This is a genomic window from Streptomyces sp. AC555_RSS877, assembly GCF_019049245.1.
Lineage (GTDB): Bacteria > Actinomycetota > Actinomycetes > Streptomycetales > Streptomycetaceae > Streptomyces.
This window is the reverse complement of record NZ_JAGMUK010000221.1, coordinates 1-13,655: the sequence shown is the minus strand read 5'-3', so window position 1 is coordinate 13,655 and position 13,655 is coordinate 1. Positions and strand designations below refer to the sequence as shown.

At 71.2% G+C, this 13,655-nt stretch carries 13 protein-coding genes; 7 read left to right on the top strand and 6 right to left on the bottom strand.

What is annotated here, in order from left to right; genetic code table 11:
* Positions 1-32 precede the first annotated feature (32 nt).
* Positions 33-1,544, bottom strand: coding sequence for an APC family permease (locus KUM49_RS45190; protein WP_217242811.1), 1,512 nt, complete (start codon positions 1,542-1,544; stop codon positions 33-35).
* Between the two features lie 204 nt (positions 1,545-1,748).
* Here KUM49_RS45190 and KUM49_RS45185 point away from each other — a divergent pair, with 204 nt between their 5' ends.
* Positions 1,749-3,137, top strand: a complete 1,389-nt coding sequence (locus tag KUM49_RS45185) for an ethanolamine ammonia-lyase subunit EutB (protein WP_217242810.1) — start codon at positions 1,749-1,751, stop codon at positions 3,135-3,137.
* Entirely contained in the window at positions 3,134-3,892 is a 759-nt protein-coding gene (eutC, locus tag KUM49_RS45180; RefSeq protein WP_217242809.1) for an ethanolamine ammonia-lyase subunit EutC, read from the top strand. The genes KUM49_RS45185 and eutC overlap by 4 nt, the downstream gene beginning before the upstream one ends.
* Positions 3,893-3,918: 26 nt before the next feature.
* On the opposite strand, the gene KUM49_RS45175 is transcribed toward eutC, so the two are convergent.
* Positions 3,919-4,812 carry an acylglycerol kinase family protein gene (locus KUM49_RS45175; protein WP_217242808.1) on the bottom strand — a complete coding sequence of 298 codons (894 nt, stop codon included), beginning with the start codon at positions 4,810-4,812 and terminating at the stop codon, positions 3,919-3,921.
* A 201-nt stretch (positions 4,813-5,013) separates the two neighbouring features.
* Here KUM49_RS45175 and KUM49_RS45170 point away from each other — a divergent pair, with 201 nt between their 5' ends.
* Together KUM49_RS45170 and KUM49_RS45165 are read left to right on the top strand one after the other, a co-directional pair.
* The gene (locus KUM49_RS45170) at positions 5,014-6,297 is read left to right on the top strand and encodes an adenylosuccinate synthase (protein ID WP_217242807.1); all 1,284 of its coding nucleotides are present in this window, start codon (positions 5,014-5,016) and stop codon (positions 6,295-6,297) included.
* A 217-nt stretch (positions 6,298-6,514) separates the two neighbouring features.
* A complete protein-coding gene (locus KUM49_RS45165) occupies positions 6,515-6,808 on the top strand; it encodes a hypothetical protein (RefSeq protein ID WP_217242806.1) in 294 nt (97 codons plus the stop codon).
* Between the two features lie 2 nt (positions 6,809-6,810).
* On the opposite strand, the gene KUM49_RS45160 is transcribed toward KUM49_RS45165, so the two are convergent.
* The 3 genes from KUM49_RS45160 to KUM49_RS45150 form a co-directional block, all read right to left on the bottom strand.
* Positions 6,811-7,461 carry a hypothetical protein gene (locus KUM49_RS45160; protein ID WP_217242805.1) on the bottom strand — a complete coding sequence of 217 codons (651 nt, stop codon included), beginning with the start codon at positions 7,459-7,461 and terminating at the stop codon, positions 6,811-6,813.
* A 131-nt stretch (positions 7,462-7,592) separates the two neighbouring features.
* The gene (locus KUM49_RS45155; protein ID WP_217242804.1) at positions 7,593-8,294 is read right to left on the bottom strand and encodes a GntR family transcriptional regulator; all 702 of its coding nucleotides are present in this window, start codon (positions 8,292-8,294) and stop codon (positions 7,593-7,595) included.
* A gap of 101 nt (positions 8,295-8,395) precedes the next feature.
* Entirely contained in the window at positions 8,396-9,751 is a 1,356-nt protein-coding gene (locus KUM49_RS45150; RefSeq protein WP_217242803.1) for an aspartate aminotransferase family protein, read from the bottom strand.
* A gap of 189 nt (positions 9,752-9,940) precedes the next feature.
* Between KUM49_RS45150 and KUM49_RS45145 the strand changes: the two genes are divergently transcribed.
* The 3 genes from KUM49_RS45145 (at position 9,941) to KUM49_RS45135 (ending at position 12,992) form a co-directional block, all read left to right on the top strand.
* Positions 9,941-10,549: a type 1 glutamine amidotransferase family protein gene (locus tag KUM49_RS45145; RefSeq protein ID WP_217242802.1), complete on the top strand. Its 609-nt coding sequence runs from the start codon at positions 9,941-9,943 to the stop codon at positions 10,547-10,549.
* Positions 10,546-11,007, top strand: a complete 462-nt coding sequence (locus KUM49_RS45140) for a MarR family winged helix-turn-helix transcriptional regulator (RefSeq protein ID WP_217242801.1) — start codon at positions 10,546-10,548, stop codon at positions 11,005-11,007. The genes KUM49_RS45145 and KUM49_RS45140 overlap by 4 nt, the downstream gene beginning before the upstream one ends.
* Positions 11,008-11,090: 83 nt before the next feature.
* Positions 11,091-12,992, top strand: a complete 1,902-nt coding sequence (locus KUM49_RS45135) for a serine/threonine-protein kinase (protein WP_217242800.1) — start codon at positions 11,091-11,093, stop codon at positions 12,990-12,992.
* Between the two features lie 136 nt (positions 12,993-13,128).
* On the opposite strand, the gene KUM49_RS45130 is transcribed toward KUM49_RS45135, so the two are convergent.
* A partial coding sequence (locus KUM49_RS45130) for an SLATT domain-containing protein (RefSeq protein ID WP_217242799.1) occupies positions 13,129-13,655 on the bottom strand: 527 nt, incomplete at its 5' end.

Sequence of the window (13,655 nt, the reverse complement as noted above, 5' to 3'; positions counted from 1 at the left end):
GACCTCTCCACCAGGGCCCGACCGCCATACGGCTAACGCTCCTTCGTCTCCTCCAGTACCGTCCGCCCGATCAGCGCGTACCGGGACGGGTCCCTCCGCTTGAGGTACTGCGCGTATCCGATGCCCACCGCCGCGACCAGCGCCACCAGCCACGGCGTCGCCTTCAGCACCAGCGAACCGGACTCCGTACCGGCCGCCACGCCCATGTTGGACACCAGCAGGACGACCACCGCGAGCATGGCCACCCCGCCCACCAGCGGCGCGACGAACGTCTTGAACCAGTGCCTGCTCTCGGGGTGGTGCGTGCGGAAGTACGCCAGCACCGCGAACGAGCACACGGCCTGCACGACGAGGATCGCCATGGTGCCGAGGATGGCGAGCAGGACGTACAGACCGGCGTACGGGTCCTTGCCCGCGATCCAGAACGCGGCGATCAGCACGGCGCTGACGATGGTCTGGACGAGGCCCGCGATGTGCGGGGAACCGTGCCGGGCGTGGGTGCGGCCGATGGTCTTCTTCAGGGACGGCAGGACACCCTCGCGGCCCAGCGCGTACATGTAGCGGGCCGCGCAGTTGTGGAAGGCCATGCCGCAGGCCAGCGAGCCGGTGATCATCAGCCACTGCATGACGACCACCGCCCAGTGGCCGACGTACTGCTCGGTGGGGTTGAAGAACAGCGCGAGGGGGTTCGCGGAGGAGGCGGCCGCCACGGCTTCCTTCTCGCCGTTGCCGATGATGGCCATCCATGAGACGAAGACGTAGAACACGCCGACGCCGAGGACCGAGATCATCGTCGCCTTGGGGATGATCTTCTTCGGGTTGCGGGACTCCTCGCCGTACATCGCGGTCGACTCGAAGCCGACCCACGACCAGAAGGCGAAGAAGAGGCCGAGACCGGCGGAGGTGCCCTGGAAGGCGTTGACCGGGTTGATCGGGCCGAACGTGAAGCCGTTCGGGCCGCCGCCGTGGAGGGCGACCGAGATCGCCATCGCCGCGAGGATCGTCACCTCGGTGGCCAGCAGCACGACGAGCACCTTCTCCGCGACCGAGACGCCGAACCAGGTGCCCATCGCGTTGACGGCGAGCATCAGGATCGCGAACGTCCACCACGGGATGTGCAGGCCCGTCTGGTCCTCGAGAGTGGTGGTCGCGAAGACCGAGAAGATGCCGATCAGGGCCGGCTCGAAGACGACGTACGCGAAGGTCGCCAGGAGCCCGGAGGCGAGACCGGCGGTGCGGCCGAGGCCGTAGGAGATGAAGCCGTAGAAGGCGCCGGTGGAGGTGATGTGCTTCGCCATCGAGGTGAAGCCGATGGAAAAGATTGCCAGGACGACCATTGCGACGAGGTAGCTCGCCGGGGCGCCGATGCCGTTGCCGGACGACACCATGAAGGGCACGTTGCCGGTCATCGCGGTGATCGGCGCGGCCGTCGCCACGGCCATGAAGACCACGCCGAGCAGGCCGATGGCGTTGGGCTTGAGCCGGTGAACGGTCCCCTCGCCGCCAGTCTTCGCCTCGGGGGCAACGCCCTCTTGTACTGCCATCGGGTGGCCCCTCTCCTGTCGGCCGTCCTGGCGGCGCGTTTGGGTACTGGACCGGAATCCTGGCGGGCGAATGAGTCACGCAGGAGGCCGGAAGCGTTAAATGCATGTCAACCAGACCTTTAAAAACCGGGCGTGGGGAACGCCTTCGTTAACTCTGCGGCAGCTCGTGGACCGGGCCCGACCGCGCCTCGTAGCGTCCTTCGCATGAGCACCTACGCGTCCACCCTCGGCGGCGAGCGCCACCGCTTCGACTCCCTCGCGCGCCTGCTCGCGGCCGCGAGCCCCGAGCGCTCCGGCGACCGGCTGGCCGGGCTCGCCGCGTCGTCCGCCCGGGAGCGGGTCGCTGCGCGCTGGGCGCTGGCCGAGGTGCCGCTCGCGGCCTTCCTCAGCGAGCCGGTCATCCCGTACGAGAGCGACGACGTGACCCGGCTGATCCTCGACACGCACGACCCGCTGGCCTTCGCGCCGCTGGCCGGGATGACGGTCGGGGAACTGCGGGAGTGGCTGCTGTCCGAGGCGGCGCACGCCGAGACGCTGGCGGCCGTGGCACCCGGGCTGACGCCGGAGATGGTCGCCGCCGTGTCGAAGCTGATGGGGAACGCGGACCTGGTGGCCGTCGCGCGCAAGGTGCGGGTCGTGACGGCCTTCCGCTCCACGATCGGCCTGTCGGGCCGGCTGGCGACCCGCCTGCAGCCCAACCACCCGACCGACGACCCGGCGGGCGTGGCCGCGGCCCTGCTCGACGGTCTGCTGCTGGGCTCCGGCGACGCGGTGATCGGCATCAACCCGGCGACGGACAGCCCCAGGGCGGTACGGGACCTGCTGGAGCTGTTGGACGGGGTCATCACGCGGTACGGGATCCCGACCCAGTCGTGCGTGCTGTGCCATGTGACGACCAGCGTGGACCTGATGGAACGCGGGGCGCCCGTCGACCTCGTCTTCCAGTCCATCGCCGGGACGCAGGCGGCGAACGCGTCCTTCGGGGTGACGCTCGGGCTGCTCGACGAGGCGCACGAGGCGGCCGGGAAGCTGAACCGCGGCACGGTCGGCAAGAACGTCATGTACTTCGAGACCGGCCAGGGCAGCGCCCTGTCGGCCGGCGCGCACCACGGGGTCGACCAGCAGACGGTCGAGGCACGGGCGTACGCGGTCGCCCGGCGCTACGACCCCCTGCTGGTCAACACGGTCGTCGGCTTCATCGGCCCGGAGTACCTCTACGACGGACGGCAGATCCTGCGCGCCGCCCTGGAGGACCACTTCTGCGGCAAGCTGCTCGGCCTGCCGATGGGCCTGGACATCTGCTACACGAACCACGCGGACGCCGATGACGACGACGTGGCCACCATGCTGACGATGCTCGGCGTCGCGGGCGCCTCGTTCGTGATCTGCACGCCGGGCGGCGACGACATCATGCTCAACTACCAGTCCGCCTCGTACCACGACGCGTTGTACCTGCGGGAAGTGCTCGGGCTGCGGCCCGCGCCGGAGTTCGAGGCGTGGCTGGAGTCGATCGGCCTGCTGGACGAACGCGGCGGGATCCGCGAGGTCACGGCACATCCGCTGACGGCCATCGGACGGGAGCTGGCGGCATGAGTGAACTGGTCACGCACACCGAGGACTCGGCGCTGTGGTCGACGCTACGGCGTCACACCCAGGCCCGTATCGGCCTCGGCCGGGCCGGCTCCGGGCTGCCCACCCGGCACCGGCTGGAACTCCAGGCCGCGCACGCGGCGGCGCGGGACGCGGTGCACTCGCCGTTCGCCCCGGACACGGTCGCCGCCGCGCTGACCGGGACGCCGACGATACGGGTCCGCAGCGCCGCCCCCGACCGGCTCACCTACCTCCAGCGACCCGACCTGGGCCGCCGTCTGGACGCCACCGACCGCGCGCATCTGCCGTCGGGGGAGTGGGACCTGGTGTTCGTGGTCGCCGACGGGTTGTCCAGCCGGGCGGTGCACGAGCACGCGGCGGCGATGGTGCGGGCGACGACGGCCCGCCTGGCGGCCGACTGGCGGGTGGCCCCCGTCGTCCTGGCCGAGCAGGCCCGCGTGGCCCTCGGCGACGACATCGCCCACGCGATGGGCGCGGCGATGGTGGCCGTCCTGGTCGGGGAGCGGCCCGGTATGTCGGCGGCGGACTCCCTGGGCGCGTACCTCACGTACGGCCCGAGGCCAGGCGTGACGACCGACGCCGACCGCAACTGCCTGTCCAACATCCGGCCCCCGCTGGGGCTGACCTACGAGGCGGCGGCGGGAAAGCTGGCGGCGCTGATGGGCAGGGCGCGGGAGCTGGGGCTGACGGGGGTGGGGCTGAAGGACGAGTCGGACGCGTTGCCGACGGGTCCCTGATCACTCAAGAGGGGCCGGGCTCCTGATCACCCAAGTGGATGATCACCAGCCGCCGCCACCGGCAACGTCAGCCCCCACGCCCCCTCCCACACCGTCCACGTCCGCCTCCGCACCGGACCCGACACCACCGCGTCCGCCCGGTACCGGAAGTCCGGCCCCGACACGGTGATCCGCCGCCCCGTCGCCAGCAGCGGAGTCGCCTCCGCGCCCACCGACAGGGGCCGGGCCTCGACCTCGGCCAGCCCCGAGGCGCCCGGGGTGACCGACAGGGCCTCCAGGGGCTGGTCCAGGTCCACCAGGGTGACCCCGTCGACCTCCACGCGGAGGCGGGAGTGGCCGGGGGCGGACGCCGGGGAGGCGGAGCGGGTGGGGCGGGCCGTCACCAGGGTCCGTACGAGGGACTGGCACGTCCGTATCCAGGGGCGGCCGGAGTCGAGGTCGGCGCCGTGCCGGCCGGCCTCCTCGGCGTCCTCCGCCGCTCCCGGCAGGGGCGGAATCCGCAACGCCCCCAGCACCACCCCGTCGCTCTCGTCGACGAGCAGGTCCATGCGCCGCTCGGCGCCGTCCAGGACGGCCCGGGCCGCGGCCACCGCGCCCACGGGGATGCCCAGGGAGCGGGCCAGGGCCTGGGCGCCCCCCACCGGCACCACCGACAGCCCACATCCGGCCAGCTCCCGCCACCGGTGCAGCAGGGACACCGTCCGCACCAGAGCCCGGTCGTCGCCGATCACGACGGGCCTGCGGGAACCTTTTCGCTGGAGTGCCCGGGCGAATTCCTCGGGCCCCTCCGGGAGGCACACTTTCGTGGTCGCACCCGCGCTGAGCACGTCTTTCGCGATCCGTACGGCCTCGCCGTCCGTACGGCGGGCGACCGGGTCTATGACCACCAGCAGCTGGTCGTAAGTCGCCACCTCGGTCATGCCTCGCTTCCTCGGGTAGCATCTTTGTGCAAGAGCCCCTTGCGCTATTGCGCCAGGGGCTTCGTCTATTCCGGGGCATCCGGTCCGACGGGTTGCGGCCAACGAAGGCCGCCGGTGTACGAAACAGGCTGTGCGAGGCACAGTCAATGGCGCGTACGCCTCTGACCTTGGACATGCCCCGCCCGGAAGGGGTGTACGCGCGTGCCCGCACTTGTGCTGCTCGGTGCTCAGTGGGGTGACGAAGGCAAGGGAAAGGCAACCGACCTGCTCGGTGGCTCGGTGGACTATGTGGTGCGCTACCAGGGCGGCAACAACGCCGGCCACACGGTAGTCGTGGGCGATCAGAAGTACGCCCTCCACCTCCTCCCTTCCGGAATCCTCTCGCCGGGGTGCACCCCGGTCATCGGCAACGGAGTCGTCGTCGACCCGTCGGTCCTGTTCTCCGAGCTGAACGGACTGAACGAGCGTGGCGTCGACACGTCCAAGCTCCTGATCAGTGGTAACGCCCACATCATCACGCCGTACAACGTCACTGTCGACAAGGTGACGGAACGCTTCCTCGGGAAGCGGAAGATCGGGACCACCGGGCGCGGCATCGGCCCGACGTACGCGGACAAGATCAACCGCGTCGGCATCCGCGTCCAGGATCTGTACGACGAGTCGATCCTCACGCAGAAGGTCGAGGCGGCACTCGACGTCAAGAACCAGATCCTCACCAAGCTCTACAACCGGCGGGCGATCGCCGTCGACCAGGTGGTCGAGGAGCTGCTGACCTACGCCGACAGGCTCGCGCCGTACGTCGCCGACACGGTCCTGGTCCTCAACCAGGCCCTGGAGAACGACAAGGTGGTCCTCTTCGAGGGCGGCCAGGGCACCCTCCTGGACATCGACCACGGCACGTACCCCTTCGTCACCTCCTCGAACCCGACCGCGGGCGGCGCCTGCACGGGCTCCGGAGTCGGCCCGACGAAGATCAGCCGGGTCATCGGCATCCTGAAGGCGTACACGACCCGCGTCGGCGCGGGCCCGTTCCCCACGGAGCTCTTCGACGAGGACGGCGAGGCGCTGCGCCGCATCGGCGGCGAGAAGGGCGTCACGACCGGTCGTGACCGTCGCTGCGGCTGGTTCGACGCGGTGATCGCGCGGTACGCGACCCGGGTGAACGGCCTGACCGACTTCTTCCTCACCAAGCTGGACGTCCTCACCGGCTGGGAGCAGATCCCGGTCTGCGTGGCGTACGAGATCGACGGCAAGCGCGTCGAGGAACTCCCGTACTCCCAGTCCGACTTCCACCACGCGAAGCCGGTCTACGAGATGCTGCCGGGCTGGTCCGAGGACATCTCCAAGGCGAAGTCCTTCTCCGACCTCCCGAAGAACGCCCAGGACTACGTCAAGGCGCTGGAGGCGATGTCCGGCGCCCCGATCTCCGCGATCGGCGTGGGTCCGGGCCGGGACGAGACGATCGAGATCAACTCGTTCATCTAGGAACGGCAGTTCGGCAGGGGTCCTGTTCAGCAGGGGTCCTGTGCAGCAGAGATGTCTGTTCTCCCGCGTGTGCCCCCGTCCGGTCTCGGACGGGGGCACACGCGCGTGCATCGCCCGAGTCGACGTGAAGGGAGGGCGGTTTGTGTAGGAACTAACCGGATTTATCGGGCATAGCCTGATCGTGTCTGCGTGATTCCCCACAGGAGAGGTGAGCGCGATGCGCGTACTGCTCAAGGTGTCCATGGACACGGAGAAGGCGAACGAGGCCATCCAGAACGGCACCCTGCCGAAACTGATCGAGGCGTCGCTGGAACAGATCAAGCCCGAAGCGGCCTACTTCACCTCCGAGAACGGCCAGCGCACCGCCTGCATGGTCTTCGACACGCAGGACAGCTCGCAGATGCCGGTGATCAGCGAGCCGTTCTTCATGAACCTGGGCGCCAAGATCACCTACACCCCGGTGATGAACCACGAGGACGTCCAGAAGGGCCTCTCCCGGCTGGGTCGCTGACCTCAGCTGAAGATGATCATCGACCCCTGGGCCAGACTGCGCGTCGCCGCGGCGTGCAGGCCGAGCCACACGTGACGTTCGCGGGCGAAGGGGCTGGGGTCGTAGGGAACCGGTGCGGCCGGCTCCTCCAGCTCCGTGGGACCGGGCGGTGCCTCCGGGGGCGCCGGAGGGTTGGCCGGGTCGATGCCGAGTGACGGGGCGACGAACTCCAGCTCCCGCAGCAGCGTCTGGGACGAGCCGAGGGGGCCGCCGCCCGCGAGGAGTTCGTCGTTGGACAGCGGGTGCGGGAAGTCCACGGGGACGTACGCGCCCGCGTGGTCGTAGTGCCACACCAGGTGGGACTGCTGGGCCGTCGCCTCGAACATCTCCAGCAACTGCTCGTAGTCGCCGCCCAGTTCGTCCACCGGCGTCACCGGCAGCCCGCAGACCTGGAGCAGGTAGGCGCGGCGCAGGAAGTGCAGCGCGTCGTAGTCGAAGCCGGCCACCGGCGCGACCTCGCCGGACAGTCCCGGCATGTACTGGTACACCGGAACCGGCGGGAGCCCGGCCTCGGCGAGCACCTTGTTGTATTGCGCGAGTTCCTCGGCGAACGGATTGTCCGGGGTGTGGCACAACACGTCTACGAGCGGCACCAGCCACAGGTCACAGGCCAAAAGTCAGCTCCTCGGTCACTCGCAGCGCTGCGGTCGTCACAGTGGTCGTCACACGGTGGTCAAGGCAGGGTAGTCGGTGCGGCCCCGGGTCGGCTGCCCCTGTGCACGTCACATACCCGGCCCGGCCCGGCTCACCCCGTGGCGAGGCGTTCGATCAGGGCCAGGGAGTCCGCGTTGTACGCGGCGACGATCGAGCGGGCGGCCTTGGTGTCGTGCCCGGCCAGGGCGTCCACCAGTTCGGTGTGGCCGTGCCACAGGCAGCCGCGCAGGTCGGTCAGGCGACGCAGGTGCTGCACCGTGCACACCCAGGACTGCACGCGCAGCCGGTGCAGGAAGTCGGCGAGGTAGCGGTTGCCGAACATGCTGCTCAGTTCGCGCCAGAAGCGCAGGTCGTAGCCGATCAGGACGGTGAGGTCACCGGCGGCCGCGGCGCGCTGTGCCTCGTCGGCGCGGCGGCGTATACCCGCCACGGCGGCGGCCGTACGGGGGTCGTCGAGGTCGCGGTAGCCCAGGTGGCCGTTGTCGAGCGCCTGGAACATTCCGTCGGTGACCAGGGCGCGGGCCTCGAGGATGCCCCGGAAGTCCTCGACCGAGTACTCGTGCACCCTGAAGCCCCGGTGCTGGTCGGCCTCCAGGAGGCCCTGCGCGGACAGGTCCACCAGCGCCTCGCGCACGGGTGTCGCGGAGACGCCGTACTGCTCGGCGATCTCCTTCACAGTGAACTCCTGCCCCGGCTGCAGCCGCCCCGCCAGCACCTCGTCTCGAAGCGCGTCGGCGATCTGCTGCCGCAGGGTGCTGCGGGTCACGGCGCCGTTGCCGCTACGGCCGGGCATGGTCGGGGCGTCTCCCTCGTCGCGATCCGGTGGCGTACACGTACATGTCTACGAGCACGCCACCTTACGCGTTCGAATCGGCGCAACATTGGTCCAGGTGACTACTCCGTGTACTCGTCCGCCACGGACAGCGCCGTGTCCAGCGCCGCCAGCCCTTCCTTCAGCTCCGCCTCACTCGCGTTGCACGGCGGCACCACATGCGTCCGGTTCATGTTGATGAACGGCCACACCCCGCCGGCCTTCACCGCGGCACCGAACGCGGCCATCGGCGCGTTCGCCTCACCGGCCGCGTTGTACGGCACCAGCGGCTCGCGGGTCTCCTGGTTCTTCACCAGCTCGATCGCCCAGAACATGCCGACACCGCGTACCTCGCCCACCGAAGGGTGCCGCCCGGCCAGCTCCCGCAGTGCGGGGGCCACGAGGTCCGCCCCGAGCCGGGCCGCGTTCTCGACGACGCCCTCCTCGGCCATCACGTTGATCGTCGCGACGGCCGCCGCACACGCCAGCGGATGCCCCGAGTACGTCAGTCCGCCCGGGTAGGGCCGCTTCCCGAAGGTCTCCGCGATCGCCCCGGAGATCGCGACACCGCCGAGCGGCACGTACCCGGAGTTCACACCCTTGGCGAAGGTCATCAGGTCCGGCACGACGTCGAACAGGTCCGCCGCGAACCACTCGCCGGTCCGCCCGAAACCGGCCATGACCTCGTCCAGGATGAAGACGATGCCGTACTTGTCGCAGATCTCACGGACGCCGGCGAGGTAGCCCGGCGGCGGGATCATGATCCCGGCCGTTCCCGGAATGGTCTCCAGGAGGATCGCAGCGACCGTCCCCGGCCCCTCGAAGGCGATCGTCGTCTCCAGGTGCTCCAGGGCCCGCGCGCACTCCTGCTCCTCGGTCTCGGCGTAGAAGCGGGAGCGGTACAGGAAGGGCGCCCAGAAGTGCACGACACCGGCCGCGGCACCGTCGGATGCCCAGCGGCGCGGGTCACCGGTGAGGTTGATCGCCTGCTGGGTGCCGCCGTGGTACGAGCGGTACGCCGACAGCACCTTCGGCCGGCCCGTGTGCAGCCGCGCCATGCGCACGGCGTGCTCCACGGCGTCGGCGCCGGCGTTGGTGAAGAAGATCTTGTCCAGGTCACCGGGCGTCCGCTCGGCGATCAGCCGTGCCGCCTCCGACCGGGCCTCCAGCGCGAAGGCGGGCGCGAAGGTCGTCAGGGTCGCGGCCTGTTCCTGGATCGCGGCGACGACCTTGGGGTGCTGGTAGCCGATGTTGGTGTAGACGAGCCCGCTGGTGAAGTCGAGGTACCGGTTGCCGTCGTAGTCCCAGAAGTACGACCCCTCCGCGCCGGCCACGGCGAGCGGGTCGATGAGCTCCTGCGCGGACCAGGAGTGGAACACGTGCGCACGGTCCGCGGCCTTCACGGCGGCGCCGACCTCGGGGTTTGGCTGAGGGGTCATGGACCCGAGAGTAAATGTCCGCGATGTGGAAGCGGTATCGGCGTCCTGTCTGTGGACGGGGGCTTTCCGCGACAGGTTGTCGAAGAGGGCGGGGGTGGTGGAGCGCCGAGGAGGTCATATTGACAGCCTCCTGTCGAAATGACAGGATGTTGTCATCAAGGGAATCAGTGAACGCCCGAGGAGGCAGCCATGATCCGCAAGCCCGTTCATCTCGGCGTGTACGACACCCTCGCCGACTGGGAGACGGGGCACGCGACGGCGTATCTCGCCCGCGCCGGATACGAGATCCGCACGGTCGGCCCGGCCCGCGAGCCCGTGACCTCCCTCGGCGGCCTCGGCATCCGGCCCGACCTGGCCCTGGACGACGTACGCCCCGAGGACAGCTCCCTGCTGATCCTCCCCGGTGCCGACCTCTGGGACCTGTCCGACGACCTCGCCCCCTTCGCCCGCAAGGCCCGCGCCTTCCTGGACGCCGGCGTTCCCGTCGCCGCGATCTGCGGGGCCACCGCCGGGCTCGCCCGCGAGGGCCTGCTCGACGACCGCGACCACACCAGCGCGGTCTCCTTCTACCTGGCCGCGACCGGATACGGCGGCGCCGAGCGGTACGTCGACGCGGACGCCGTCACCGACCGCGGCGTGATCACCGCCGGCCCCACCGAACCCGTCGCCTTCGCCCGGGAGGTCTTCGGGCTCCTCGGCGTGTACGAGGGCGAGGTGCTGGACGCCTGGTACCGCCTGTTCCACGACTCCGACGCCGAGGCGTACGCCGTGCTGGAGAAGGCGCAGGCGCAGCAGTGAGCCGGGAGCGTCAGGACCTGTTCAGCCGCACCGCACTCGGCGTCTTCCGGCTCAACGGGCAGTTCCTCGCCGTGGCCGAGGAGCTGGCGAAGCCCGCCGCACTCACCGCCGCCTGGTGGCAGGTGCTCGGCGCGGTGCTCGGCGAACCGCTGCCGGTCTCCGGCATCGCCCGCGCGATGGGCATCACCCGGCAGAGTGTGCAGCGCATCGCCGATCTGCTGGTGCAGAAGGGGCTGGCCGAATACCGGCCCAACCCCGCACACCGGCGCGCCAAGCTGCTGGCGCCCACGCAGGAGGGGCGGGCGGCCGTCTCCCGCATCGACCCCGGCCACGCGGCGTTCGCCGACCGGCTGGCGCAGGCGTACGGCGGCGACGCCGAACTCGCCGAGGCCGTACGGGTGCTGGAACGGCTGTCCAAGGTGCTCGAACAGGTGGGCCCGCCTGTTACGGAACCGTAGACAACGCCCAGCTCACCGCCGGGTGGAGCCGCACTATCCTCGGGCTGTTGCTCACGTGCGGGGCGGGGGAAGGCGGCGCGACGATGGAGAAACTGGGGCCTGGGGATCCGCACCGGATCGGCGCGTACCGGTTGTTGGCGCGGCTCGGCGCCGGCGGGATGGGCCAGGTGTATCTGGCCAGGTCGGACCGGGGGCGCACGGTCGCCGTCAAGCTCGTGCGGGAGGAGCTGGCCGCGCAGGACGAGTTCCGGGCGCGGTTCCGGCAGGAGGTGCAGGCCGCACGGCAGGTCGGTGGGTACTGGACGGCGCCGGTGCTGGACGCGGACACCGAGGCGGTCGTGCCGTGGGTCGCCACCAAATACGTCGCCGGCCCCAGCCTCCAGCAGGTCGTCGGCCACGACCACGGGGCACTGCCCGAACGCTCCGTGCGCATCCTCGCGGCCGGACTGGCGAACGCGTTGCAGGACATCCACGCCGGCGGGATCATCCACCGCGACCTCAAGCCGTCCAACGTGCTGGTGACGATCGACGGTCCACGGGTCATCGACTTCGGCATCGCGCGCGCCCTGGAGACGGTGACGGACGGCGGGCTGACCAGGACCGGCGCGCTCGTCGGCTCGCCGGGCTTCATGGCGCCCGAGCAGGTCCGGGGCGACCGGATCACCCCCGCGTGCGACGTCTTCTGCCTCGGCTCGGTGCTGGCGTACGCGGCGACCGGCAAGCTGCCCTTCGGCACCGCCAACAGCGGAGTCCACGCCCTGATGTTCCGCATCGTCCAGGAGGAGCCCGACCTGGAGGGCGTCCCCGAGGGCATCGCCGAACTGGTCCGTGCCTGTCTGAAGAAGGAACCGGAGGCCCGCCCGACGCTGGACCGCATCCTGGAGCGCACGGGCGCGGAGGACACGGTGGCCGGGGGGCGGTCACGGGATCCGTGGCTGCCCGGCGCGCTGGTGGCGCAACTGGGGCGGCACGCCGTGGAGTTGCTGGACGCGGAGGATCCCGAGGGGGCGGGAGGTGACGGCACTGGGGCCGGCGCGCCCCGGGGTCCCGAGGCGTCTCCCGAGCACGCCGCCGTCGCCGACGCCGCGCCCCCTGGCCCGCCCGTGCCGGGGCAGCCGGGCAGTGGGGCGCGGCTGGACCACCTGCCCACCGTCGTCGCGGGCCAGGGTGGCCGGACGCCGTCACCGGCAGCCACGGGCAGCCCGGCCGCTCCCGCCCCGGCCCACCCCGCGTACGGCTACCCGCAACCACACCCGCAGCCCTCGGCGTACGGCTTTCCGCAGCAGCCGGGCAGCCCGCCGCCGTACAACCAGTACGGCAGCCTCGGCGGGACCCCGCCCTACGGCCCGCCTCCCGCCGCCCCCGCTCCGCCCTACGGCCCGGCGACCCCCCAGGACCCCGGGAAGAACCGCCGCTCCACCGTCCTGCTCGTCCTCGTCGCCCTGGTCGTCGCGCTCGGTGCCGGCGGCACGGTCTACGCCCTGATGAGCGGCGACCGTGACAAGGAGACGGGCGGCGGAGGGACCGCCACGACCGCCACCCCCACCGCGACCGCTCCCACGACCCCCGGCCAGAGCACGCCCGACGACCCGTCACCCTCGGAGCCGGCGACCTCCGCCCCGCCGTCGGACGGCGCGATCCCGGCCGGCTACCTCGGCACCTGGACCACGACGATCGACAACGCCGACGGCCTGCACACCCGCGAACTGACCCTCCAACAGGGCGAGACGGGCGACACGGTCCTGTCCCTGGTCGCCGACGGCCCCACCGCGAACGGCACCTACCACTGCGTCTTCCAGGCAGACCTGCTCGAAGCGCCGAGCGGTGACGGCCCCTTGAGTGTCGGCCCGTCCTCGGTCACCAGCGGCGAGCCCCGCTCCTCCTGCACGCCGGGAGCGCCGACCGAGATCACCCTGCTGCCGGACGGAACACTGGAGCGCACGAACACCGGCACGGACGAAAAGCTGACGTACACCCGACAGTGACCCCCCAGCCCGTCCGGCGTTTGAGGACGAGGCCCTTCGGGCCGATGGGGGTCCGGGGGCGCAGCCCCCGGGACGGGACGGGAAGGGGCGGCGGGGGCGAAAACGGCCCGGCGCCCACCACCCCACCCCCGCACGGTCACCGCGGCTCCGGCGGCCGCTGGCGGGGCATGTTCGGCCGGGCCCCCGCTCCCGGCGGCAGAAACCGCCCCGGAAAGGCCCCGGCGTCCGCCCGCTGCCCCACGGCCACCGCCGACTGGATCCCCAGCGGCGACGCACCGGTGTGGAACTCGACCATCCAGTCCGCCGTCTCCGTACGCACCAGCTCCGCCACGTCCTCGGAGAACCTTCGCAGCACCCCCAGACACCGCTCGGCCGCCTCGCTCGCCGTCCCGTCCGCCGGCCCCAACACCTCCCGCACGCACTCCGAGGACCAGTCGAACTGGAGCACCTGAAGCCGTCGCTGCACGGCCTGGGCCGTGGCCACGTCCCTTATCCAGCCGGACGTCACACCGAAGAACCGGTCCCCGGCGACGCACGCGACCGCCAGCAGCAGCGAGAGATACCCCCAGGGCGCGACGCCGGCCACCACCCCCGTCATGTCCAGCAGGGGCAGCGCGGCCCCCGCCACCGCCCCGGCCGCCGCCCCCGCCCGCAGCCCCTGCG